Origin of the sequence: Mesorhizobium sp. AA22 (assembly GCF_001672375.2) — a bacterium.
GTDB lineage: Bacteria > Pseudomonadota > Alphaproteobacteria > Rhizobiales > Rhizobiaceae > Mesorhizobium > Mesorhizobium wenxiniae.
Window position 1 is genome coordinate 4,743,130 of the sequence record NZ_CP048406.1, and the last position, 24,762, is coordinate 4,767,891.

Below are 24,762 nucleotides of genomic sequence, written 5' to 3' on the forward strand. Positions count from 1 at the left end.
AGACGGCTAGTGGCATTTAGCTGTTCGTTGGGATTGGCGGCTGAAGGTCGGTTGGGAGCAAGCCTATGCGCTTGCGACCCTCGCGGTCCACGCAATGTGGATTGCCGACCTCAAGTCAAATCTCTGCAAGATCGCCCAACGACTGTATAAGCGGCTGAATTTCGTTTTCATAATTCTTCCAGCGCTTGACCGACGATTTGTAAATCGGCTGACGAACCTGCCAGCGACTGGGCGTGTTGACCGAACCATCCCTATCGAAAAAGCGTAGGCAGGCGTCATCCCAAGGCAGCCCGAGATAATCTATGAGGCGGCGTGACTGCGCTTCCTGGTCCTCGACCAGCGTTTCGTAGCGGTTTTCGAAGATAAGGCCTGGAAAAACCTTGTTCCAATGCTGCATCAGGCGGTCATACTCGCGATAGTACAGGCCTAGTGTTTTCAGGTCGGTGTTGTAGCTGTGCCCCTCGCTGAAGTTGAGGACAAAGCAGGAGACGCAATTGTCGATGGCGTCACGACGGCAATGAATGATGCGTGCGTTGGGGAAGAGAAGCCCGACAAGGCCGATCAGTTCGAAATTGTGCGGCATTTTATCCACGACGCGAAGTGCGGCAGGCGCCCGCTCCCGCAAATAGGACAGATGCTCTTCGGCCAGCGTTCTGGACAGGTCTTCCGTGATCGACATGACTGGCTGGTGCAAATCTCCAGCCGATGATGTCCTCAGACCGATCGCATTCGCGACCCGCCTTAGTTTGCTAAGCTCCCCTGCACCATGGACATCGGGATGGCTGGCGCAGATCTGCTCCGTGAGCGTCGTTCCCGAGCGGGGCATGCCAACCACGAACACAGGCACTTCGGAAGGATTTCCATAGCAGGCCCGGGCAGCCAAAAAGTCCGGCGTGAAGGTGTCAATCATCGAATCGATCCACCGACGATACAAGTCGATGTCGAACTTGTAGCCGGCGGCCTGTTTCGCCCTGTTGAAATGGTCGAATGCCTCATTATAGCGCTTAAGGTCGTTCAGCACCTTGCCGGCGGCGAGATGGAGTTGCTGCGCGGCTTCCGAACCAAGTTTCGGATTACCGAGTTCGCGAAGGATGGATTGGAGCTCCTCTGGCTCCTCGGTGAACTTTCGTGTCTGTACAAGGTCGTTGTAGGCAGCCGGCACCCCAATACGGCGATCAATCGCTTCTTTCAGATAGTCGGCGGCTTCATTCATACGCCCTAAGCCGCTGAGCGCGCCGGCCAGCCCGGCTCGCACCTTGGGATGATCGCGGTTGATTTTCAGCGCCTTCTCGTAAAGCGGCAAAGCCATGTCGGGCTTGTCAAACGCCGTGTAGGTGCGGCCCAATGCGCAAAGTGCTTCGATAAGGCCGGGCTGCAGTTCCAAGGCGTACTGCATATGCCTGATTGCGGGCGAATACTCGCTGACCTTCACATAGGCCTCGCCCAGGCTGAGGTGGTAGTAGGGGTTTTTAGGTTCCTCGCCGACCGCCCGTGCGAAATATCGCAAGGCCCTCTCATCATCGTAACCCAAGTATACGGTCCCCAAGATGTACAAGGCGAGCGGATGGTTTGGCGTGCGCGCCAGAACCCGAAGGCATAGGTCCTGAGCCTCGTCGAGCCGCTTGGCCTGCTGAAAGGCATATGCCTGTTTCAGCAGCGCGTCGTCGGCCTGCGTACGCGACTGGGCGTTTCCTTTCTGCGGGCTCGCTAAAGGCTTCACTATCGGCACCTTCGCTTTCGGCGCGGGTCCGGGCTTGATGTGCTTTGACCAAGCAGGTGGGAGTCGATTGTTCATAATATCTCGCTAGCAAAAAGATCCGAAGGAATCCAGCATGCTGGTTTCAGCCAAGGCGGGAGCTTGCGCGGCCAACTGTGCCGCGCTAGCAAGAAGGCCCTTTTCGAACGAGCCTTTGCCATGCGCCAGCGCCCTCCCCTCACTCCGATCGTCAGTGCGCTTCCCTCGACGGTGCCGTTTGTCGGCCCGGAGGCACAGGAACGTGATCGGGGTCGTGCGTTTCGCGCCCGCATCGGCGCCAATGAGAGCAGCTTTGGCCCTTCGCCGCGTGTCGTCGCCCGCATGGCCGGCCTCGCCCGCGACATGTGGATGTATTGCGACCCCGACAATCACGATTTGAAGGTGGCTGTCGCTGCGCATCTTGGCGTCAGTGCCGAAAACGTGGTAGTCGGCGAAGGCATAGACGGGTTGCTCAGCCTGGTGGCGCGCATGTATGTGGCGCCGGGCGACGCGGTGGTCACCTCGCTCGGCGCCTATCCGACCTTCAATTTCCATATTGCCGGCGTCGGCGGCCGGCTGGTCGCGGTTCCCTATGAGAACGACCGGGAAAGCCTCGACGGCCTATTGGCTGCGGTCGCCAGGGAACATGCGGCGCTGGTCTACCTGTCCAACCCGGACAATCCGATGGGCAGTTGGTGGGAAGCGGCCGAACTCATCCGCTTTATCGAAGCCCTGCCGGAGACCACAATGCTGGTGCTCGACGAGGCCTATGGCGAGTTGGGCCCGGCCTCGGCGCTGCCGCCGATCGATGTCGCGCAGCCGAACGTCATCCGCATGCGCACCTTTTCGAAGGCCTACGGGCTGGCCGGCATACGCTGCGGCTATGCGGTGGCCGAGGCCCAGGTGATCCGCGATTTCGAGAAGATCCGCAACCATTACGGCGTCAGCCGCATGGCGCAGATCGCCGGCGTGGAGGCGCTTGCCGATCAGAACTATCTCCAAAACGTGGTGGCGCGGGTCGCTGCCGGCCGCCGGCGAATCGCCGAGGTCGCCGAGGCCAACGGGCTGAAGCCGCTGCCCTCGGCGACCAATTTCGTCACCATAGACTGCGGCGGCGACGGCGCCTTCGCGCTGAACGTGCTGCAGGCGCTGCTGTCGCGCGACGTGTTCATCCGCAAGCCGATGGTACCGGTGCTCGACCGCTGCATCCGGGTCAGCGTCGGCCTCGACCATGAGCTCGACATTTTTGCTGAGGAACTTCCGGGCGCGTTGGCGGTGGCACGGGGGAACTGAAAGGCACTCTTCCTTCTTCCCTTGTAGGAGAAGGTGGATCGGCGCGTAGCGCTGAGACCGGTGTTGGACGGAGTGCCGGCGGTGCCAAGCTGGAACACCCCTCATCCGACCTCGCGGAGCCTGTCCTCGGGCTTGCCGGAGGTAAGACCCGTGGGCGAGGCCACCTTCCTCCCACAAGGGAGAAGAAAGAGCCGCGCGGCTTGCGCCGTCTCGCCTGCCGGAATGTTCGATCCACACCTTGAATTAATTGAACGTTCATTTTATAATCACGCTTCTGGATGAGGTGAACATGGCGCGCACGACCGGTTCGGTCGGGGAAAAGACCGAAGCTGCGGTCCGCGAGGCGGCGATCAGCCTGATCGCGCGTCTTGGCTACGAGGCGATGTCGATGCGCCAGCTGGCCGCCGAGGTCGGCGTGCAGGCGGCGGCGCTCTACCGCTATTTCCCGACCAAGGAAGACCTCTTGTTCACGCTGATGCGCGAGCACATGGTAGGGCTGATCGAGGCGTGGGAGACGACGCGCCCGGCCGCGGCCGATCCGGCGACGCGGCTCGCCGCCTATGTCAAAAACCACATCGCCTTCCACATCGAACGCCGCCATTCCACCCATGTCTCGAACATGGAATTGCGCAGCCTTTCGCATGATCGCCTGACGCAGATCCTGCGCCTGCGCACGACCTATGAAAAGGAGCTGCGCGCCATTCTGCGCGACGGCGCAGAGGCGGGCGACTTCAGCGTCGAAGACACAGGTCTGACTGCCATGGCGCTGATCCAGATGATGACCGGCGTCATCGTCTGGTTCCGGCCGGGCGAGCGGCTATCGATCTCGGAGGTAACCGCCACATATCTTTCAATGACGATGCGCCTGGTTGGAGCAAAGGCCCACGGCGCGACAAAGACCTACAGCGTCGCAGCCCCTTCCGGCGAGCAAAGGACGTTGTAGCATTTTGGTTTTGCGCATGATCTACCGCGAAAATCGAATTCGATTTCGGGGTCATGCGCCGGGAGGAACGGCATGTACACGCACACACTTAACTTCGGGCTTGACGAAGACATCGAGGCGTTGCGCGACCTGGTGCGGCGCTTCGCCCAGGACAAGATCGCGCCGATCGCCGCCGAGATCGACCGTTCGAACGAATTTCCGGCGCATCTGTGGGCCGAGCTCGGCGGGCTCGGGCTGCTCGGCATCACCGCCGATCCGGATTTCGGCGGCACCGGCATGGGCTATCTCGCTCATGTTGTCGCTATGGAAGAGATTTCCCGCGCCTCGGCCTCGGTCGGCCTCTCCTACGGCGCCCATTCCAACCTCTGCGTCAACCAGATCAATCGCTGGGCGACGCCGGCGCAGAAGGAGAAACATCTGCCCGCTCTATGCACCGGCGAAAAGGTCGGCGCGCTGGCAATGTCGGAATCCGGCGCCGGCTCCGACGTCGTATCGCTCAAACTGCGCGCCGAAAAGCGCAACGACCGCTACGTTCTCAACGGCACCAAGATGTGGATCACCAACGGCCCGGATGCCGAAACACTGGTAGTCTACGCCAAGACCGATCCGGAGCTCCATTCGCGCGGCATCACCGCGTTTATCGTCGAAAAATCGATGGCCGGGTTTTCCGTCGCGCAAAAGCTCGACAAGCTCGGCATGCGCGGCTCGAACACCGGCGAACTTGTGTTTGAGAATGTCGAAGTGCCGTTCGGCAACGTGCTTCACGAGGAAGGGCGCGGTGTCGAGGTGCTGATGTCGGGCCTCGATTACGAGCGCACGGTGCTCGCCGGCGGCCCGCTCGGGTTGATGACGGCGTGCCTCGATGTGGCGATCCCCTATGTGCATGAGCGCAAGCAGTTCGGTCAGCCGATCGGCGAGTTCCAGCTGGTGCAGGGCAAACTCGCCGACATGTATACCACGATGACTGCCGCGCGCGCCTATGTCTATGCCGTCGCCGCCGCCTGCGACCGCGGCCAGACGAGCCGCAAGGACGCCGCCGCTTGCGTGCTGTTCGCTGCCGAGAAGGCGACGCAGATGGCGCTCGACGCCATTCAGCTGCTGGGCGGCAACGGCTACATCAATGACTATCCGACCGGCCGGCTTCTGCGCGACGCCAAGCTCTATGAGATCGGCGCCGGCACCAGCGAAATCCGCCGCTGGCTGATCGGGCGCGAAATCATGGCGGAGGGGGTATAAGATGGCTACGCTCCAGTCCCAGATCTCGCCAGCATCCGACACGTTCCGCGCCAATACCGAGCGCATGCGGGCGTTGGTCGCCGACATTGCGGAAAAGGCGGCAACCGTCGAGCGTGGCGGCTCGGAGGAAGCGCGGGAACGGCACCAGAGCCGCGGCAAGCTTTTGCCGCGCGAACGCCTGGCCCAACTGCTCGACACCGGCTCGCCCTTCCTCGAAATCGGCCAGTTCGCGGCGTGGTCGATGTATGGCGAAGACATCTCATCGGCCGGCATCATTGCCGGCATCGGCCGCGTCGAAGGCACCGAAGTCATGGTCGTCGTGAACGACGCCACGGTGAAGGGCGGCACCTATTATCCGCTGACCGTAAAGAAGCATCTGCGCGCACAGGAAATCGCGCTGCAGAACAAATTGCCTTGCGTCTATCTGGTCGACAGCGGCGGCGCCAATCTGCCAAACCAGGACGAGGTGTTTCCCGACCGCGACCATTTCGGCCGCATCTTCTACAACCAGGCCAACATGTCGGCTTCAGGCATACCGCAGATCGCCTGCGTCATGGGCTCGTGCACGGCGGGCGGCGCCTATGTGCCAGCGATGTCGGACGAGACAATCATGGTGCGCAACCAGGCGACCATCTTCCTCGGCGGTCCGCCGCTGGTGAAGGCCGCTACCGGCGAGGATGTCAGCGCGGAGGAACTGGGCGGCGCCGATGTGCACACGCGGCTTTCCGGCGTTGCCGACCATTATGCGCTGGACGACGAGCACGCGCTGGCGATCGCCCGCCGCATCGTCAAGAACCTGAATCGAACGAAGGAGATCGGGCTGGCACTTCGCGATCCGATTCCGCCGCTTCATGCAGCCGATGAGCTCTACGGCATTGTGCCGACCGATCTGCGCCAGCCCTATGATGTGCGTGAAGTGATCGCGCGCATCGTCGACGGCTCCGAGTTCGACGAGTTCAAGCAGAATTACGGCACCACGCTGGTCACCGGCTTTGCCCATCTCAACGGCATGCCGGTCGGCATCATCGCCAACAACGGCGTGCTGTTCTCCGAAAGCGCCCTCAAGGGCGCGCATTTCATCGAGCTGTGCTGCCAGCGCAAGATCCCGCTGATCTTCCTGCAAAACATCACCGGTTTCATGGTGGGGCGAAAGTACGAGGCCGGCGGCATCGCCAAGGACGGCGCCAAGCTGGTGATGGCCGTCGCCACGGCGCGCGTGCCGAAGGTGACCATCATCATCGGCGGCTCGTTCGGCGCCGGCAATTACGGCATGTGCGGACGCGCCTATTCGCCCCGCTTCCTGTGGATGTGGCCGAATGCCCGCATTTCGGTAATGGGCGGCGAGCAGGCTGCCACGGTGCTGGCCGTCGTCAAGCGCGAGGGGATCGAGCGCAAAGGCGGAGAATGGAGCCCAGAGGAAGAGGCAAAATTCAAGAAGCCGATCCTGATGAAATACGAGCACGAAGGCCACCCGCTCTACTCCTCCGCCCGGCTCTGGGACGACGGCATCATCGACCCGGCCAAGACGCGCGAGGTGCTGGCGCTCAGCCTATCGGCGGCGCTGAACGCCGGGATCGAGGAGACAAAGTTCGGCGTGTTCAGGATGTGAGATGAGCGAAATCGACCACAGAATTCGCGTTCATACCGGCGACATCACCAAGCTGGCTGTCGATGCCATCGTCAATGCCGCCAACACCTCGCTCTTAGGCGGCGGAGGCGTCGACGGCGCCATTCACCGGACGGCCGGGCCTGAACTTCTGACTGAATGCCGGATGCTAAATGGCTGCAAGGTCGGCGACGCAAAACTCACCAAGGGCTACAGGCTGCCGGCACGCTACATCATCCACACGGTCGGCCCGGTCTGGCAAGGTGGCGACAAGGGCGAAGCTGAGCTGCTCGCCTCCTGCTACCGCCGGTCGCTCGAAATCGCCGCCGCCAAGGATTGCCGGACGGTGGCATTTCCGGCGATCTCGACCGGTGTATACCGATATCCAAAGGACCAGGCGACGCAGATCGCCGTTGGCGCGGTGAGCGCCTTCATCGGCCACAACGCGCTTCCGGAAACCGTCACCTTCTGCTGCTTCGACCAGCAGACGGCAGAACTGTACCGGCAAACCGTTGCTGCCCTGGCGAAGGGTGATCTGCACCGATGAAAAGTACGATCCACATTATTCAGACTCATTTTCAACCAGGGTACTGGTCACGCGGAAAAATTGCGGCTATTGCTCTTTGCAAATACCAATGGGGATTGGGCGAAGATGAGACTGCGACTTTTTCAGAAAACAACTGTATCTATACTTGCGGGGTTGCTTATATTAGCGGCGCCAGGCGTTGGCACAGCGGAATCGCTGGCGGGAAGCAAAGGCGACCGCCGTTTCGCAGTCCATTTTCCGCCAGGTTCGACGGGAGACTGCCCGAAGGCCTACAAAGCCTATGTTGCAGCCAGCGGGCATTCCGCTTATGCCACGAGCTTTTATTCGCGCGTGGTCGACCTCTATATCATCTGTGGCTCGAGACTCAATGCGCCGTCCCAGAAGGCTGCGGAAGAGATGGCGCTGCGCAACTGTCAGTCCGGCTTGACGAGGTGGAAGGTCAAGACCGCCAGCGGCGGCTGCGCGATCGCGGCGTCGAAGTAGGCGCTGCTTCCGCAAGGACAGGCTGGCGGGCAGGACAGAGGGGGGTGTTCAAGCGCCCTGCCCCCCGCGGGGTTGGAACCTTACTCGCGGAGGTCCCATGTTCGCCAAAATCCTGATCGCCAATCGCGGTGAGATCGCCTGCCGGGTCATCCGCACGGCGCGCAAGATGGGCGTGCGCACGGTCGCGGTCTATTCGGATGCCGATGCGAAATCTTTGCATGTCGCGATGGCCGACGAAGCTGTGCATATCGGCGCCTCGCCTGTCGGCGAAAGCTATCTGCGCGGCGACAAGATCGTCGCGGCGGCTTTGGCCGCCGGCGCGGAAGCCATCCATCCGGGCTACGGTTTTCTGTCGGAAAACCCTGATTTCGTCGACCAGGTGACGGCGGCGGGGCTCGTCTTCATCGGCCCGTCAGCGGCCTCGATCCGCGCCATGGGGCTGAAGGACGCGGCCAAGCGGCTGATGGAGAAGGCCGGCGTGCCTGTTGTGCCGGGCTATCAAGGCGAGGCGCAGGAGATTGTGCTGCTCGCCTCCAAGGCACGCGAGATCGGCTATCCCGTGCTGATCAAGGCGCGCGCCGGTGGCGGTGGCAAGGGCATGCGGCGCGTCGAACATCCCGACGACTTTTCCGAGGCGCTGTCGGGTGCGCGGCGCGAGGCCAAGGCCGCTTTCGGCGACGACCGCGTGCTGGTCGAGAAATATATCGACAAGCCGCGCCACATCGAGGTTCAGGTATTCGGCGATAGCTTCGGCAATGTCGTGTATCTCTACGAGCGCGACTGCTCGGCGCAGCGACGCCACCAGAAGGTGATCGAGGAAGCCCCTGCCCCCGGCATGACGCCGGCATTGCGCAAGGCGATGACGGAGGCAGCGGTGAAGGCCGCCAAGGCGATCAACTATTTCGGCGCCGGCACGATTGAGTTTATCGTCGATGCCTCGCAAGGGCTGAAGGCCGACCGCTTCTGGTTCATGGAAATGAACACCCGCCTGCAGGTCGAGCACCCCGTCACCGAAATGGTCACAGGCATCGACCTGGTCGAATGGCAGTTGCGGGTAGCGTCCGGCGAGAAGCTGCCGAAGACGCAGAGCGAGATCACGTTCTCCGGCCATGCCTTCGAAGCGCGAATCTATGCCGAGGACGCGGCAAAGGGTTTTTTGCCGGCGACGGGCACGCTGCATCACCTGAAATTTCCGGATTCCGCGCCCGAGGGCGCCAGCATGCGGATCGAGACCGGCGTGCGGGCCGGCGATGCCATCTCGCCCTTCTACGATCCAATGATCGCCAAGCTGATCGTGCACGGCAAGAGCAGGCAGGCGGCACTCGAAGCGCTGGGCATAGCCCTTTCGCAGACCGAGATCGCCGGCTCGACTGTCAACACCGCCTTTCTCGCTGCTCTTGCCGCTGATGCGGACTTTTCGGCAGGCGATGTCGATACCGGCCTGATCGGCAGGCATCAGCAAGCGCTGACTGCAGTCCCGCCGCCGAGCAGCGAGATCGTCGCCGCAGCCGCATTTGCGGCGTCCGGCGCCGGGACTCAGGCGCCGTCCAACGATCCGTGGTCGTCGCTTGCCGGTTATTCGCATTTCCACACTGTTCCGCGGCGCACGCGGCTACGATACGGCGATGATGAGATAGTCGCGCTTGTGTCGGTGCGGCCGGACAAGCGCTTCCAAGTGGCACTGGACGCACCTTATGACAGCGCCAGTCCGCTCGATCTTCGCGCCGCCCCTCGCCTCGCCCGCTGGCCAGGCCATGTCACTGTCTTTTCGGGCGCCATCGGCTACAGCTTCGCGGTGCCGGACCCGCTGGCGAGGGCCGACGAAATCGCTGCCGGCTCTGACAGCCTGCGCGCGCCGATGCCTGGCCTGGTCAAGCTGGTGCGCGCGGCAAGAGGCGAGGCCGTCATCAAGGGTCAGCCGCTGTTGATCCTGGAAGCGATGAAGATGGAGCACACGATTTCCGCCACTCATGACGGGACCATCGCCGAGATCGCAACGGAAGGCGCACAAGTCACCGACGGGACCGTGCTGGTGCGTTTTGCCGAGGAAGCCCACGTCTGACCGCTGTTCCTTCATCCAAGAGGCGACGTCGAAGACACGCGCCACAAACGCGTGCCCAAAATGAAAATGGCCGGGTCTGCCCCGGCCATCTCCGATTGTCGCCAGGCGCTAAAGCGCGTCTCATGCGAGGCGCTTTAGTTCTTGTTTTATGGATGTCGTTATCGCAAAACCGCTGCGCACTTTTGCGCGACATGCATTACCCACCCATTACGGCTGGATCGGCGCGTATTTGCCGTCGTGCCACTGGTTGATGTCGTAGCTGACGTTCTTGAGGTCGCCCTTTTCATCGAAAGTGACAGGGCCGACGACGGTGCTGATCGGCTCGCCATTCTTCAGCGCTTCGGCAACCTTGGCCGGGTCGTCGCTGCCGGCGCGCTTGATACCCTCGGCAAAGGCCTGGATCACGGCATAGGAGAACAGCGTGAAGCCCTCGGGCACGAAGCCGCCCGCCTTGATCTTTTCGATGGCTTCCTTCGCTTCGGGCTTCGCCTGCGGATCCGACGGGAAGACAAACATGGTGCCTTCGCCGGCCGGACCGGCGACCTGCCAGAATTCCGGCGTGGCGATCGAGTCCGGCATGATCAGCTGATACTTCAGGTTCTGTTCCGCCGACTGGCGCAGGATGAGGCCGGCTTCGGGGTGGTAGCCGCCGAAATAGACTATATCCGCCTTCAGGTCCTTGAGCTTGGTGACAAGCGCCGCGTAGTCTTTTTCACCGGCGTTGATGCCCTCGTAAAGGATCTCTTTGAGACCGTTCTGGTTCATCGTTGCCTTGACGGCGTCGGCGACGCCCTGCCCATAGGCGCTCTTGTCGTGCATGATGACGACGTTCTTGCCGGCATGATTCTTGGCGATCCATGGACCGATGAAAGCGCCCTGCGCATCATCGCGCGTATAAAGGCGCATGATCGTCGGCCAGCCGGCTTTCGCGGCCGCGTCGGTCAGCTCTGGATTCGACGAAGCCGGGCTCATCATCAGCGTCCCGGCTTCGGCGTAGACGGCCGAGGCCGGAATGCTCGAGCCCGAGCAGGCATGCCCATCGACGAACTTGACACCGTTGGCAACGATGCGGTTGGCGACCGAAACCGCCTGTTTCGGATCGCACTGGTCATCCTGTATGTCGAGCTTGATCTGGCGGCCTTCGACACCTCCAGCCGCGTTGATCGCGTCGGCGGCGGCTTGCGCGCCCTGCTTGAACTGGTCGCCGATGGTGGCAAGCTGTCCGGTCATTGGTCCGACCACCGAAAAGGTGATGTCTTCGGCGAACGCAACCGGCGCGCTCATCATCAGGCCGATTATGGCCGCGCTCAAAATACCCAACTTTTTCATGGTGACACAACTCCTCCACTCCCGCGCGGGCCGCTCCGGCCGCGCCTCTTCCAGAGTGGCCGGGAGAATCTCACCCTTCGCCAAGCCTGTCTAGGCGCATCGGCGGCACTCAATTGGGCCTGCAGCCTTTCTGTTTGACCATGATCTTTTCCAAAAACCGGTTTCCACTTTTTGGGATCATGGTCAGAAAACGCAAAAGCCGCGCCTGCCTTGTTCCGGCCGGTCGCGGCTTTGTCGATCGAACAATCCCGAACGCTCACGCGCCCGAAAACCGCTCGCCATCCCTGTCCGTGGCGCAGCCTGGCCGAATCCGGCCTGCCGCGTTCTTGTCATTGTTGGCACGACCGTCTTGCGCGGCCTTGTTCCTGCCGGCCCGGCCGTCTTGCGCGGCCTCGACCTGAAGCGTCCCTGTCGGTATCTCAGTGCCTGATGAACTCAGGGCCAACTTAGTGCATTGTCATCCATTCGCGGGCTTCGCGCAGAGCCCTGGCGATCTCGACCTTCGACATGGCGGCCGACAATTCCGAGCGCAGTTCCGCAGCGCGGACCGAACCCTTGATCGCAGCAATATTGAACCATTTGTGGGCGGCGACGACATCGGTCTCGCAATCGCGGCCAGTCGCATACATCATGCCCAGTTCGAAAAGAATGTCGGCCTGGGCAGTTGCCCCCATGGCGCCGAAGCCGGCTTCAGGCATTTCAAAACGTGCCATTTCAATCCCCTGTTCTAGCCCCTGTCAGGCTCCCGAGAGCTGCCTCGTTCTGTCCCTTGGTATCTGTTGATAAACCTTGGGGGTGGCCGCTCTTTCGATGTTTTCGAGAATGAACCGGAGGCTTGAATCCGTCGTTAAATGGCGTGCTTAATTTGAGGAAAACAAAGCTAAAACAAGAGGTAAACGCGAGAATTCGTTAAGGATGCAAAGCCAGCAATTTCGCCGGTTTGCACTAAATTTGACGAAAATTTGCGAGGTGAAGATCAAGACTCCGCTAACCACGGGAGACAAAGACGGAGTTGCGAACGTTTCATTTCTCACCGATGAGACCGTTTCGGGCGACCAGAAAATCCTGAAGTCTTCCGCAGCGGCACCGCTTTTGTTTTGCCGGGACGTGAATTAGCTTACTTTTGCGTAAAAGGCAGACCGGCGGGCGGAACATCCGGCCGGATTTCTACAGGGAGGACAAACATGTTTCGCAAAATCAGCATGGTCTTGGCGGCCACATTGATCATGGCCGGCACGGCTTGGGCCGATCCGATCGAGGGCAACTGGAAAACGCAGGCCGGCGCGACCGCCGCCATAGCCGGCGGCGGCGGAGCATTCTCCATCACGCTCAAATCAGGCAAATTTTCCGGCAAGCGCATTGGTTCGTTCAAGGTGTCCGGCGCCAACAAATATACCGGGACCATAACCGACCCGGAGACCGACAAGACCTATTCCGGCAAGGCCTCGGTCTCAGGCGCTTCGCTCAAAATGAGCGGCTGCGTGCTCGGCGGGCTGATTTGCAGGAGCCAGACCTGGCACAAGCTCTGATCGTTTTGACTGCCACAAATTGAAAACGGGGCCTTCGCGGCCCCGTTTTTGTTTGCGCCGTCTGTTTGAGTGCATCCTTCGTCCCTGTCACCAAGATTTGGGGGGCAGCAAGACTGCGGGCCGGCGCACGACTGCGGCGACGCTCGTGGCCGGCGACCGCGCGGTAGCGGCGGGCACTCAACACTCCGTCGATAAGTTTGAACCGCAGATGAACGCCGGCATCAGAACCGGTTCAGTTGCATGAGGGCATTCTCATGCGTGTTGAAGGAGACACCACGCAATGTTCGCCCGCCGCTTCACCATCGTCTGCCTGCTGATGAGCCTGTTCGGCATGTTGTTCGCCATCCTGGTTGCCGAGGCCGGCCGCCCGGCCCGCTCCTGGGACCAGGCCAATTCCTGCCGGTTCGGTTGCCCGAGCCACCTTCGCCATTGAAGCCGGCAAAAACCTTAGAGAGAAGCAACATACCATGAACCGCATCGTCGCCAACGCCCTCAAGGCCCTTCGGCTTGTGCCGCGGGCGACGCTCATCCTGACGGTTCTTGCAGCGCCGGTTCTGGCCGTGCCCACGATGCGCGCCGATGCCGGCTCGACGATCGAAGCGCCGGCGTTGAAGAAGAACGGCGTCGGCTTTGTGCTGTTGGTCAGTCTGCGACGCGGCTAGGTCGATCGGCCAACCCATTCAATAATGAAAAACGACCCTTTGGCCCCTCCCAACCGTATGGCCAAGCCTCTATATTGGGTCATGGAAAAGCGAATCTATCCTCAAGCCATAGACTCAGTCGTGATGCCGGAGCCGTTTGGCCGGCAGATCTTCAATGATGCCGGAAAGGCCGTCGCGGCCCTGCAGGCCCTCTACGACCGCAACACCAAATTCCTGCGCGATTCGTTTACGGCGCTCGCCGCAGGCGGCGACAACAACAAGCGCTACCGGGCCTTTTACCCCGAGGTCGGCGTCACCACGACTTCGTTCACCCAGATCGACTCGCGGCAGGCTTACGGCCATATGCCGACGCCTGGGCATTTCTCGACCACCATAACCCAGCCCGCCCTTTTCGAACGCTATCTCATCGAACAGCTCCGCCTGATCATGCGCAATCACGGCGTTCCGGTCACGGTTTCGGAATCTACGACGCCCATCCCGCTGCATTTCGCGTTCCTGGAAGGCTCCCATGTCGACGGCGCGGCAGCCGAGCGCATCAGGCGGCCGATCCGTGACCTGTTCGACGTGCCGGATCTCGACGGCACCGACGACCAGATCGCCAATGGCACGTTCGAAGTGGCTTTAGGCGAAGCCAGGCCGTTGGCGGCGTTCACGGCGCAACGCATCGACTACTCGCTGCACCGGATGTCGCACTATACGGCGACCAGTCCCCAGCATTTCCAGAATTTCGTGCTGTTCACCAACTACCAGTTCTACATCGACGAATTCGTCGCCCGTGCGCACGAGCTGATGGCGAAAGGCGGCGGCGGATACGTCGAATTCGTTGAGCCGGGAAATGTCGTCACCAAGGCTGGACAAAGCGCGCCTTGCCATGGCGTGGCGCCGCCGCGCCTGCCGCAGATGCCGGCCTATCATCTGAAGAAGCCGAACCATGGCGGCATCACGATGGTCAATATCGGCGTCGGTCCCTCCAACGCCAAGACGATCACCGACCACATTGCGGTGCTCAGGCCGCATGCCTGGGTGATGCTCGGCCATTGCGCCGGGCTGCGCAACACCCAGGCACTGGGCGACTATGTGCTGGCGCATGCCTATGTGCGGGAAGACCATGTTCTGGACGATGATCTTCCGGTCTGGGTGCCGATCCCGCCGCTGGCCGAAATCCAGGTGGCGCTGCAGGAGGCGGTCGCCGAAGTCACCGGTCTTTCCGGCTACGACCTCAAGCGTATCATGCGCACCGGCACCGTCGCCACCATCGACAACCGCAACTGGGAGCTGCGCGACCAGCGCGGGCCGGTGCAGCGGCTGTCGCAGTCACGGGCGATTGCGCTCGACATGGAATCGGCGACGATCGCGGCCAATGGCTTCCGTTTCCGCGTGCCCTATGGCACGCTGCTTTGCGTGTCCGACAAGCCCCTGCATGGCGAACTGAAGCTGCCCGGCATGGCGACCGAGTTCTACAAGCGCCAGGTGGCACAGCATTTGACCATCGGCATCAGGGCGATGGAAAAGCTGGCCGAGATGCCGATGGAACGGTTGCATTCGCGCAAGCTCAGAAGCTTTTCGGAAACGGCATTCCAGTAGCACCGAATCGATCGACCGGAGCATGGCCGGAGCTTGGTAAGAGCGCAGCAGGGCATTTCGCTATCTTGATTGGGCCGCATTTCTACCGATAAGCAAAGTAGATGGCACGCGTTCGAAACATGATGACCTCGGCGGCATTCGTCGCAATGCTCGGCTGCTCGGTCGCGCTGGTGGCTGGGTTTTTCGGAACGATGCATCCGGCCCTCGATTCCTTCGCTCATTTCCGCGTTCATCTTGCCGTGCTGATGGCGCTTTGCGCGCTGCCCTTGCTCGTGACCTCGTTTCGCCTGCAGGCCGCCGCAGCGCTGCTCTTTGCGGGGGCTGCCTTTGCCACCACGTCGAACATCCTACCAGTGCCCCGCCTGTGGCCAGTCCAGGCAGCCTTCGAAGCCAACCCCGGCGACCAGCCCGTTTACCCCGGCGACCAGTCGGTCTATCCCGGTCACAAGGCGGTCTATCGCCTGCTGCAGATGAACCTGCGGTTCAACAACTCAACGCCTGAAAAGGTACTGTCGCTGATCGGCCGGACCCAGCCTGATGTGATTACCCTCGACGAGGTATCCGACATGTGGAAGGCAAAGCTTGGACTGCTGTCCAGCGCCTACCCCTACCGGATCCTCTGCCCTTACCCAAATGGCGTGTTCGGCGTTGCGCTGCTGTCCAGACGGCCGTTTGCCGCCGGCACACAACCACGCTGCGACAGGCGCGGCGCGATTGCCATCGCGACAGTCGATTTCGGCGGAACCGACGTCGACGTCGCAGCCGTGCACCTCACCTGGCCATGGCCGTACAACCAATCACGGCAGATCGGCGGATTGTCGGAAGAGTTCGCATCGCTTGGCGAGACATCGATCATGGCAGGCGACTGCAATGCAGTGCCGTGGAGCGCCGCCGTCCGGCGCGTCGCAGATCTTGGCAAGCTGACCGTGGCGCCTTCGCCGGGGCCGACTTGGCTCTACATCAATCTGCCGGATTTCCTGCGCTTCGCCGGATTGCCGATCGACCAGGTTTTCAGCAAGGGCGCGGTTCTTATCCATTCGGTGTCGAGACTGGAAGGCACCGGCTCCGACCATCTTCCGCTGATGGTGGAATTCTCGCTCAGGCCGGAACAGAAAAAGCCGGTCGATGGAGATGAAACTGCGACCGCATCCGTGACACAGCACGGCAGGACTCGAGGCTGACGCCTACTGCTTGCGCAACAGGGCACCGATGAGGCGTTCGACATGGCCGCCGTGGCGATGCTCGCGCGCGTCGAAGGCGTTCTGTTTCGCCTCGTATTCGGCATAGACGGCCTTGATCCGGCGCCTCGCCTCGCGGTGCGTCATGCTGCATACCCAGTTGTCGGCGAACTCCAGTCCCGTGATCGATCTTTCGGTCGCCCGCATCATTGTTTTGGCGATGCGGCCATGGTTATGCTCGTGAGCACGAACGCCGGCGAAGAACCGCTTCCAGCGCTTCTGAAGCGCCGGTGTCGCGGCTGAGACCATGCGGGGTAAGGTGTAGGTGAGATCGAGTGTCCCGTTGGCCTGCCGCAGCCGACAGACACCACCCTCCCTGCTGATCTCAAGGTCCCAACTTACGGTATAGGCGGTCAGCGCGATGGCGTGCGTCATAAAGCCGTGCCGCTTCGGGCCGTTGCGGTCCATGGCCTCGATCAGGGCGGCGCCCGTGGTTCCTGATATGTCGTACGTCCGGGTCTTGACCAGCACCTTCGTGTCAGCCGATGCCGACGGTGCGAAGCCGCACAAGCCACCAATCGCCACAAGGCACGTCAAAACCGCCAGGCGCATGGTCATCTCTCCGGTCAGAAGGGAAAGGAACCACAAGCGCCGCGCCGCTTCAACTTTTTTTAGACACCGCAAATATAATAGGCCTTTACCGGCTTTCATTTGGTCGACGTCGAGATGGCCGGCGGGGCCGTTCTGGCAGGCTACATGTTCTGGTAGACTGGTCCCTCACCACCTTGTGGCGGCACCCAAGTTATGTTTCGGTTCGGATCCTTGATGTCGCAGGTCTTGCAGTGGACGCAGTTCTGCGCGTTGATGACGAATCGCACGTCCTTCGCCTCGGGATCGGCGGCGGCGTTGCCATCCTTGTCGACCCATTCGTAGACGCCGGCCGGGCAGTAGCGTGTCGAGGGCCCGGCATAGATATCGTGTTCGGAACGCTGCTGCAGGTCCATATCCGCGACCAGCAGGTGGACAGGCTCGTTTTCCTCGTGGTTGGTGTTTGAGAGAAACACCGAGGACAGGCGGTCGAAGGTGAGCACGCCGTCCGGCTTCGGATAGGCGATCTTCTTATGCTTAGCGGCCGGTTCCAGCGTCGCATAGTCGGCCTTGCCGTGCTTCAGCGTGCCGAAAGGCGAGAAGCCGAACAGCGAATTCAGCCACATGTCGAGGCCGCCAATACCGACGCCGACGACGGTGCCGAAGCGCGACCACAATGGCTTGACGTTGCGCACCTTCTTCAGATCTTTGCCGATATCGGTCGCCCGCCATGCCGCCTCGTAAGTAGCCAGTTCGTCATTGGCACGGCCGGCGCCGATCGCCTCGGCGATATGCTCGGCCGCCAGCATTCCGGAGAGCACGGCATTGTGCGAGCCCTTGATGCGCGGCACGTTGACGAAGCCGGCAGCACACCCAATCAGCGCGCCACCGGGGAAGGACAGTTTCGGCACCGACTGCCAGCCGCCCTCGGTGATGGCACGGGCGCCATAACCCAGCCGCTTGCCGCCCTCGAATGTGCCTTTGATCGCCGGGTGGGTCTTGAAGCGCTGGAATTCATCGAAAGGCGACAGATAGGGGTTCTTGTAATTGAGGTGGACGACGAAGCCGACCGCCACCTGGTTGTCTTCCAAATGGTAGAGGAAAGAGCCGCCGCCGGTCTTCATGTCGAGTGGCCAGCCGAAGGAATGCTGGACAAGGCCTGGCCGGTGGAGCTCCGGCTTGATCTGCCAGAGCTCCTTGAGGCCGATGCCGTATTTGCCGGGCTCGCGGCCGTCGGAAAGATGGTATTTGGCGATCAGTTGCTTGGCCAGCGAGCCGCGCGCGCCCTCGCCGATCAGCACATATTTGCCCATCAGCGCCATGCCCGGCGCGAAGCCCGGGCCATGCGTGCCGTCTTTCTCGACGCCCATATCGCCGGTGACAACGCCGGTGACCGCGCCCTCGTCGCTGTAAATGAGGCCCACCGCGGCAAAGCCCGGGTAGATCTCGACGCCCAGCGCCTCGGCCTTGGTCGCCAGCCAGCGGCAGACATTGCCGAGCGAAACGATGTAGTTGCCGTGGTTGTTCATCAGCGGCGGCATCAGGATGTTGGGCAGACGGAACGAACCGGCAGGGCCGAGGACCAGGAAATGGTCTGCCGTAATCGGCGTCTTGAACGGATGTCCCTCTTCGTCACGCCAGCCCGGCAGCAGCCGGTCGATGCCGATCGGGTCGACTACGGCGCCAGACAGGATGTGGGCGCCGACTTCGCCGCCCTTTTCCAGGACGACGACGGAAAGCTCGGGATTGACCTGCTTGAGACGGATCGCCGCGGCGAGGCCGGCCGGACCAGCGCCGACGATGACCACGTCGAATTCCATGCTTTCGCGTTCGATCTCGCTCATCAACCCCTCACTGGCTGCCGCATTTGCGCATCTTGCTGGCTTATCCGCTGCATAGCGCATCAATTCGCGACGCGAAACCGGCGCTGACGTGACAATGCCGATTTCGTCAAAAAGTCGCGCATCGTACTACAAAATCACGGTTTGCAGTCCACCGGAACATCGATCCCGGCCGGGCCCCATTTTAAGGAGAGCCGGCGCCCTGACGTTTTTAATTGTTCGACGGCTTGCTTATCGGCCATACTTCGCACCATGCGCATATACGGGCCAATTGGCTTTTCATCGACGCGCTTTTTTTCCGCGCCCGGACGGATTTGCCGGGCGCTCGTTTTGGCCCTTTTGCCGCTGACGCCCGTTGGCGGCCATGCCGAGCCGCAGAGGGTCTGGGCGGCCGGAGCCTACTCTTTTTCCGACGAGTTGGGCGGCTTTCGCATCACCAGCGCCTCGGGCATCGGGACAAAGGAGGACCCGCTTGTCATCACCGAAGAGCTGAACTCGGCAACACCGGTGACACTGACTATCCGCACGACGAAACCGATCCATCCCTTCGGCACCGCGGGCCAATTTGCGAACGGCCTCATGTATATGCGGATCGACGTGCTCAACAACAGCGGCCAGGCCTGGGTCGAGTTCCAGTTCGAGCTCCAGGAGGTGCTCCACCGGCCGAGCGTGTTCGGCGACGGCCTGTCATTCGACCAGCGCAACAAGACGCCTGACAACATCTGGTCGAGCAGCTTTGCCGATTTCGATCGCGACTTCGAACCCTATGATCGGCTGCTGTTCAAGAGTGGCAAGATCGACCCGCTGACGACAGCAAAATTCGATTACCTGATCACCGACTACACACCGCGCTGGACGTTCTATCTGGTGCAGGATCCGCGTATACCGTCGAGCTAAGGGTCCTGTTTATGTCGTTCCCAAAACCGCTATGCACCCTCGGGTCAGGCCCCGGTCAGGCCCGAGGGCATGCTTTCGGGCGACATGCATTACTTGCAAATTCTTGCTGCGCGGCCGAATGTGAAAGCATGACTGCCGTTTCCCGAGACAACCGACCTGCTATCGCCGACCTGCTGGCCTTTTACGCCAGCGCCGGCGTCGATGAAGCGCTCGAAGAGGAGCCGCTGAATAGGTTTGCCGAGGCTGCGTCAAAGTCGCCTGAGCCGGCGCCAACGACAGTTACGCCGACAACTGGTGAAAACGCCGCACTGCCACGCTCGACAGGCCTGTCACGCGCCGAAATGGGCGAAAGGCAAGCTGCGGCACCGGCGGTGCGCCCCCCGTCCGGTACGGCGACGGTGCCCGATGAGCAACAAGCGGCATTGGCGCGGCAATTGGCAACGACGGCGACGAGCCTGGACGAGCTTCGCAAGCACATGGCGGCATTCGACGGCTGCAATCTCAAATTCACCGCCAAGAACCTGGTGTTCGCCGACGGCAATCCGAATGCCGCGGTGATGCTGGTCGGCGAGGCGCCCGGCCGCGACGAGGACCTCGAGGGATTGCCGTTCGTCGGCCGCTCGGGCCGGCTGCTCGACCAAATGCTGGCCGCGATCGGACTCGACCGGACCTCGGCCTACATCGCCAATGTCATTCCCTGGCGACCGCCGGGCAACCGCACGCCGACACCGCACGAGACCGAGATTTGCCGGCCATTCATCGAACGGCAGATCGAGCTGGTCAAGCCGAAGGTGCTGGTCAACCTGGGCGGCCCCTCGGCAAAGACCTTGCTCAACACCACCGAGGGCATCCTGCGGCTGCGGGGCAATTGGCGCGTCCACACGACCGCCTCCGGTATTGCCATTCCCGCCATGCCGACCCTTCACCCGGCCTATCTCTTGAGAACCCCCGCTCACAAGAAGCTGGCGTGGCGGGATTTCCTCGAGGTGAAAGCGAAGCTGCGGGCGCTCGGTTGACGACCAGCGTTTCTTCGCCGCTATAACCTGCCCGGTAATTGAAATACATCCGCTGCCGGCCTAGTCATGCGCTCATGACAGCAACCCAGACTTCCGCCGGCAGCCTTATTCGCGAATGGCGCACGCGCCGGCGCATGAGCCAACTCGATCTCGCCATGGAAGCCGAAATCTCGCAGCGACATCTGAGCTTCGTGGAAAGCGGCCGCGCGGCGCCCTCGCGCGACATGGTGCTGCATCTGGCCGAGCAGCTGTCGATCCCGCTGAGGCAGCGCAACCAGCTCCTGCTGGCCGCGGGCTTTGCCCCTAGCTTCAGCGAGCGTTCGCTTACCGATGCCTCGCTGGCGCCGGCGATGGCAGCCGTCGAGATCGTGCTCAAGGGGCACGAACCCTTCCCAGCGCTCGCTGTCGACCGGCACTGGAACCTAGTATCGGCAAACGCCGCCATCGGCCCGTTCCTCGCCGACATCGCCGAGGCGTCCTTGCTGACGCCCCCGGTCAATGTGCTGCGGCTCAGTCTGCACCCCGGTGGCGTCGCGCCGCGCATCGTCAACCTCGCCGAATGGCGCGCGCATCTTCTCGATCGGCTGAAACGCCAGAACGACGCTACTGGCGATCCGGTTCTGGTCGAACTGGAGCGCGAGCTTCGGACCTATCGGTCCGGCCTGAACGGCGCACGGCCGGTGCCGGTTGAGCGGAACGCGATCGTGCACCCGCTGCGGCTCGCGCATGGCGATGCCGTGCTGTCGTTCATCAGCACCATCACCGTGTTCGGCACGCCGCTTGACGTGACGCTGTCGGAACTGGCGATCGAATCCTTTTTCCCCGCCGACGAACAAACGCGGACGGTGCTGGTGCGATTGGCGAAAGACCGGGCCGAGCTGCCCTGATCATCCTTGCGGCGGGGTCGCCTGGCGGGTGCGGGCACGTTCGAGGCCAAGCTGTCGCTCGCGCCAGATGATGAAGATGCCAGCGGCAACGACGATCAGGCCGCCGATGAGCATATGAACCGTCGGGACGTCGCCGAAAGCGAGATAGCCGACGACTATGCCAAGCAGCATCGACGTGTATTCGAAGGGCGCCACGACCGAGGCCTCGGCATGGCGATAGGCTGCCGTCATCAGAATCTGAGCGACCCCGCCGCAAAAGCCTGCAGCAATGAGCAGGCCCGCCTGGGCCGGGGTCAGCGCCTGCCAGCCGAACGGCAGCGACAGCAACGCCAGGACGCTCGCCGTCACCGAAAACCACAGCACGATGGTTGCCGTAGGCTCGCTCTGGACGAGATTGCGCACCAGCAGCATGGCGACAGCCGAGATCGCTGCCGCGACCAGGGCGGCGATGACGCCGAGCACCTCCTGATCGCCGAGTGCTGCGCCCGAACCCAGCAGCGTCAGTTCCGGCCATGAGATGACCAGCACCCCGACCAGTCCAACCGCAACCGCGCTCCAGCGATAGACGCGGATCGCTTCGCCGAGGAAGATCGAACTGAACACCACCACCAGCAGCGGCTGTGCGTAGTTCAGCGTGATCGCTTCTGGCAGCGGCAGCCGTATCAGCGCGAAGAAGCCAAGCCCCATGGCGCAGACGCCTACAACGCCGCGCGCAATGTGGTTCAGCGGGCGCTTGGTCGAAAACGCGGTGCCAAGCTTTCCCTGGAAGGCCAGGAAGACGACGATCGGAAAGATGGCGAAAAAGGAGCGGAAGAAGACGATCTGGCCGGCCGGCACCGTGCCCGCCGCCTTGATGCAGGACGACATGGCGACAAAGACCGCCACCGACACGATTTTGAGCATGATCCCGGTCAGCGTGTTGTGCCCGCCGGGATGGTCCGTCGGGTTCACTTAGCAGCTGCTTCCTGGATCGCTGCCCAGATGCGCGCCGGTGTTGCCGGCATGTCGATATGCCTGATGCCGTAGGCGCGATAGAGCGCATCCGTCACCGCGTTGAGCGCGGCCGGCGTTGCTCCGATCGTGCCCGCCTCGCCTGCTCCCTTGATGCCAAGTGCATTGGTGGTCGAGGGCACGTTGCGGGTCTCGAAATGGAAGAACGGGAAATCGTCGGCGCGCGGCATGGCGTAATCCATGAAGCTCGCCGTCAACAGCTGCCCGTCGTCGTCATAGACGGTGTTCTCCGTCAGCGCCTGGCCGATGCCCTGGACGACGCCGCCATGCACCTGGCCGGCCAGCAGAATCGGGTTCACGGTGACGCCGAAATCGTCGACGATCGTATAGCGGACAATCTCCGTCATGCCGGTGTCGGGATCGATCTCGACTTCGCAGATGTGGGTGCCGTTCGGATAGGTGCATTCGTCCTGCGCGAATTCGCCAAAGCCCTTGAGATCGTCCGGGTTCTTGGCGGCCTTGGCGATGGCCGAAAAATCGATCATGCGGTCGGTGCCGACGATGCGGGCAACGCCGTTGGACAATTCGATGTCGCCGGCCGAGGCTTCCAGCTCATCCGCTGCGATGCGCTTGATCTTGTTGGCCAGATCCTCGCCCGCGCGAGAAGCTGATACACCGCCAAGGGGTATGGAGCGCGAGCCGCCGGTGCCGCCGCCGGCTTTCAGTTCGTCGGTGTCGCCCTGGCGGACATGGATCTTGTCGATGTCGAGATGAAGCTTTTCGGAGAGGAACTGCGCATAGGCGGTCGCGTGCCCCTGCCCGTTGGTCTGGGTGCCGATCTTCAGCGTCACCGTGCCGTCGCCGTTCAATTCGACAAAGGCCGGTTCAGAGCCCGGAAAGGCACAGGCCTCGATATAGGTCGCCATGCCGATGCCGCGGATTTTGCCGGCCACCTTCGACTGCGCCAGCCGCTCCGGAAACGCCCGCCACTCCGCCTCTTCGATGGCGCGGTCCATATGGCCTGCGAATTCGCCGGTATCATAGAGGCGGTCCGTCTGCGTGCGATAGGGAAACTGCGCAGGCCGAATGAAATTGCGCCGGCGGATCTCTTCGACTGGCAAGCCCAGATCGTGGGCGCAGGCGTCGACGAGCTTTTCCAGGAGGAATGCTGCTTCCGGGCGGCCGGCGCCGCGATAGGCATCGACCGGGCAGGTATTGGTGTAGAGGCCGGTCACCGAAACATCGAGCGCCTGGATGTCGTAGACGCCGGTCGACATAGTGACGCCGATATAGGGGATGAATGGGCCGTATTGCGAGACATAGGCGCCGATATTGGCGAGAAGATCGACCTTCATGCCGAGGAAGCGGCCGTCCTTGTCCATTGCCATCTCAGCGGTCACGACATTGTCGCGGCCTTGCGCATCGGTGAGGAAATGCTCGGTGCGGTCGCCGGCCCATTTCACCGGGCGGCCAAGGCGGCTGGCGGCCTCGAGCACCAGCGGATGTTCGCGATAGACGAAGCTTTTCGGTCCGAAGCCGCCGCCGACATCAGGCGTGATGACGCGCAGCTGGTTCTTCCTGATCTTGAACACATCGGCCAGGATGTACTGCATGGAATGCACGCCCTGCGAGCCCGTGGTCAGCACGAAGCGATTCTCTTGCGTGTTCCACTCGCCGATCGCCGAGCGCGGCTCGATGTAGTTGCAGACCAGCCGATTGTTGATGAACTCTATGCGGGTGACATGCGGCGCCCTGGCGAATGCCGCCGCGGTCTTCGCCTGGTCGCCGATGTGGTAGCTGAAGGCACGGTTGGAGCCGAGTTCCGGCCAGACCAGCGGCGTGCCTTCGTCAAGCGCCGTGGCGGTGCCGGACGCGGCATCCTCGGCCTCGTAATCGACCTCGATCAATTCGGCCGCGTCCTGCGCCAGGGTGCGGCTGTCGGCGACGACGAAGGCAACGGCGTCGCCGACATAATTGACTCGGTCGCAGCAAAGGACCGGAATGTCGCGGGTCGGCGCCTTGGTGCCGTCCGGCTGCCTCTGCATGACGCCGGATTTCAGCTTGCCGAGATGAGCAAGGTCCGCACCAGTCAGCACCAGATGGACGCCAGGTGCCGCCTTGGCCGCCTCGGTCGAACCGATGGTGAAGCTTGCCTTGGCCACCGGCGATCGCAGGACGTAGCCGTGCAGGAGGCCAGCCGGCTGGATGTCGTCCGTGTAGCGACCGAGACCCTTGATGAAGGCTTGGTCCTCGCGACGCAGCACAGGGGCGCCCATGCCGAATTTCGGTGTGACGACAGTCATGAATGCCTCGCGATGATGATGGGAGAACGAGTGCCTGAAATAGGCACTGCGCCAGTTTTGTCGAGTGACGGTTTCGTGTAAAGAGCGCGTGC

General features: G+C 62.1%; 22 protein-coding genes. 15 read left to right on the forward strand and 7 right to left on the reverse strand.

Annotation, left to right across the window (positions count from 1 at the left end):
• Nucleotides 1-115: 115 nt before the first annotated feature.
• Nucleotides 116-1,795, reverse strand: a complete 1,680-nt coding sequence (locus A9K68_RS22940; RefSeq protein WP_065010454.1) for a sulfotransferase — start codon at nucleotides 1,793-1,795, stop codon at nucleotides 116-118.
• 120 nt (nucleotides 1,796-1,915) lie between these two features.
• On the opposite strand from A9K68_RS22940, the gene A9K68_RS22945 reads away from it, so the two are divergent.
• The 7 genes from A9K68_RS22945 to A9K68_RS22975 all read left to right on the forward strand — a co-directional run bounded on the left by A9K68_RS22945 (nucleotide 1,916) and on the right by A9K68_RS22975 (nucleotide 9,905).
• Nucleotides 1,916-3,028: a pyridoxal phosphate-dependent aminotransferase gene (locus A9K68_RS22945; protein ID WP_065010482.1), complete on the forward strand. Its 1,113-nt coding sequence runs from the start codon at nucleotides 1,916-1,918 to the stop codon at nucleotides 3,026-3,028.
• A 289-nt stretch (nucleotides 3,029-3,317) separates the two neighbouring features.
• On the forward strand, nucleotides 3,318-3,971 hold the full coding sequence (locus A9K68_RS22950) for a TetR/AcrR family transcriptional regulator (RefSeq protein ID WP_065010453.1): 654 nt from the start codon (nucleotides 3,318-3,320) through the stop codon (nucleotides 3,969-3,971).
• Between the two features lie 72 nt (nucleotides 3,972-4,043).
• The gene (locus A9K68_RS22955) at nucleotides 4,044-5,207 is read left to right on the forward strand and encodes an isovaleryl-CoA dehydrogenase (protein WP_065010452.1); all 1,164 of its coding nucleotides are present in this window, start codon (nucleotides 4,044-4,046) and stop codon (nucleotides 5,205-5,207) included.
• A 1-nt stretch (nucleotide 5,208) separates the two neighbouring features.
• On the forward strand, nucleotides 5,209-6,816 hold the full coding sequence (locus A9K68_RS22960; RefSeq protein ID WP_065010451.1) for a carboxyl transferase domain-containing protein: 1,608 nt from the start codon (nucleotides 5,209-5,211) through the stop codon (nucleotides 6,814-6,816).
• A 1-nt stretch (nucleotide 6,817) separates the two neighbouring features.
• On the forward strand, nucleotides 6,818-7,360 hold the full coding sequence (locus tag A9K68_RS22965) for an O-acetyl-ADP-ribose deacetylase (protein WP_065010450.1): 543 nt from the start codon (nucleotides 6,818-6,820) through the stop codon (nucleotides 7,358-7,360).
• A 105-nt stretch (nucleotides 7,361-7,465) separates the two neighbouring features.
• A complete protein-coding gene (locus A9K68_RS22970) occupies nucleotides 7,466-7,843 on the forward strand; it encodes a hypothetical protein (RefSeq protein WP_029354541.1) in 378 nt (125 codons plus the stop codon).
• Between the two features lie 97 nt (nucleotides 7,844-7,940).
• On the forward strand, nucleotides 7,941-9,905 hold the full coding sequence (locus tag A9K68_RS22975) for an acetyl/propionyl/methylcrotonyl-CoA carboxylase subunit alpha (protein WP_065010449.1): 1,965 nt from the start codon (nucleotides 7,941-7,943) through the stop codon (nucleotides 9,903-9,905).
• A 207-nt stretch (nucleotides 9,906-10,112) separates the two neighbouring features.
• On the opposite strand, the gene A9K68_RS22980 is transcribed toward A9K68_RS22975, so the two are convergent.
• Nucleotides 10,113-11,234: a branched-chain amino acid ABC transporter substrate-binding protein gene (locus A9K68_RS22980; protein ID WP_065010448.1), complete on the reverse strand. Its 1,122-nt coding sequence runs from the start codon at nucleotides 11,232-11,234 to the stop codon at nucleotides 10,113-10,115.
• 446 nt (nucleotides 11,235-11,680) lie between these two features.
• Complete coding sequence (locus A9K68_RS22985; protein WP_027152750.1) at nucleotides 11,681-11,947, reverse strand: sel1 repeat family protein; 267 nt, start codon at nucleotides 11,945-11,947, stop codon at nucleotides 11,681-11,683.
• A 471-nt stretch (nucleotides 11,948-12,418) separates the two neighbouring features.
• On the opposite strand from A9K68_RS22985, the gene A9K68_RS22990 reads away from it, so the two are divergent.
• The 5 genes from A9K68_RS22990 to A9K68_RS23005 all read left to right on the forward strand — a co-directional run bounded on the left by A9K68_RS22990 (nucleotide 12,419) and on the right by A9K68_RS23005 (nucleotide 16,190).
• Entirely contained in the window at nucleotides 12,419-12,763 is a 345-nt protein-coding gene (locus A9K68_RS22990; protein ID WP_065010446.1) for a DUF2147 domain-containing protein, read from the forward strand.
• A 280-nt stretch (nucleotides 12,764-13,043) separates the two neighbouring features.
• On the forward strand, nucleotides 13,044-13,196 hold the full coding sequence (locus A9K68_RS31425) for a hypothetical protein (RefSeq protein WP_164759935.1): 153 nt from the start codon (nucleotides 13,044-13,046) through the stop codon (nucleotides 13,194-13,196).
• A 34-nt stretch (nucleotides 13,197-13,230) separates the two neighbouring features.
• Nucleotides 13,231-13,425 (forward strand): hypothetical protein, encoded by a 195-nt coding sequence (locus A9K68_RS22995; protein ID WP_065010445.1) that lies wholly within the window; start codon nucleotides 13,231-13,233, stop codon nucleotides 13,423-13,425.
• A gap of 123 nt (nucleotides 13,426-13,548) precedes the next feature.
• Nucleotides 13,549-15,009 carry an AMP nucleosidase gene (locus A9K68_RS23000; protein ID WP_240992499.1) on the forward strand — a complete coding sequence of 487 codons (1,461 nt, stop codon included), beginning with the start codon at nucleotides 13,549-13,551 and terminating at the stop codon, nucleotides 15,007-15,009.
• Between the two features lie 101 nt (nucleotides 15,010-15,110).
• Nucleotides 15,111-16,190 (forward strand): endonuclease/exonuclease/phosphatase family protein, encoded by a 1,080-nt coding sequence (locus A9K68_RS23005; protein WP_065010444.1) that lies wholly within the window; start codon nucleotides 15,111-15,113, stop codon nucleotides 16,188-16,190.
• Between the two features lie 3 nt (nucleotides 16,191-16,193).
• Here the strand turns inward: A9K68_RS23005 and A9K68_RS23010 are convergent, their stop codons facing one another.
• On the reverse strand, nucleotides 16,194-16,799 hold the full coding sequence (locus tag A9K68_RS23010) for a DUF922 domain-containing protein (protein ID WP_065010481.1): 606 nt from the start codon (nucleotides 16,797-16,799) through the stop codon (nucleotides 16,194-16,196).
• 140 nt (nucleotides 16,800-16,939) lie between these two features.
• The gene (locus tag A9K68_RS23015; protein ID WP_065010443.1) at nucleotides 16,940-18,619 is read right to left on the reverse strand and encodes an electron transfer flavoprotein-ubiquinone oxidoreductase; all 1,680 of its coding nucleotides are present in this window, start codon (nucleotides 18,617-18,619) and stop codon (nucleotides 16,940-16,942) included.
• Between the two features lie 249 nt (nucleotides 18,620-18,868).
• Here A9K68_RS23015 and A9K68_RS23020 point away from each other — a divergent pair, with 249 nt between their 5' ends.
• From A9K68_RS23020 to A9K68_RS23030, 3 genes are all read left to right on the forward strand, one after another.
• The gene (locus A9K68_RS23020; RefSeq protein ID WP_082982580.1) at nucleotides 18,869-19,513 is read left to right on the forward strand and encodes a hypothetical protein; all 645 of its coding nucleotides are present in this window, start codon (nucleotides 18,869-18,871) and stop codon (nucleotides 19,511-19,513) included.
• A gap of 128 nt (nucleotides 19,514-19,641) precedes the next feature.
• Entirely contained in the window at nucleotides 19,642-20,529 is an 888-nt protein-coding gene (locus A9K68_RS23025) for a uracil-DNA glycosylase (RefSeq protein ID WP_065010442.1), read from the forward strand.
• A 74-nt stretch (nucleotides 20,530-20,603) separates the two neighbouring features.
• Nucleotides 20,604-21,416, forward strand: a complete 813-nt coding sequence (locus A9K68_RS23030) for a helix-turn-helix transcriptional regulator (protein WP_065010441.1) — start codon at nucleotides 20,604-20,606, stop codon at nucleotides 21,414-21,416.
• Here the strand turns inward: A9K68_RS23030 and A9K68_RS23035 are convergent, their stop codons facing one another.
• Both A9K68_RS23035 and A9K68_RS23040 read right to left on the reverse strand, forming a co-directional pair.
• Entirely contained in the window at nucleotides 21,417-22,319 is a 903-nt protein-coding gene (locus A9K68_RS23035; RefSeq protein ID WP_082982586.1) for a DMT family transporter, read from the reverse strand.
• A 44-nt stretch (nucleotides 22,320-22,363) separates the two neighbouring features.
• Nucleotides 22,364-24,670 carry a xanthine dehydrogenase family protein molybdopterin-binding subunit gene (locus A9K68_RS23040; protein WP_065010439.1) on the reverse strand — a complete coding sequence of 769 codons (2,307 nt, stop codon included), beginning with the start codon at nucleotides 24,668-24,670 and terminating at the stop codon, nucleotides 22,364-22,366.
• Nucleotides 24,671-24,762 lie beyond the last annotated feature (92 nt).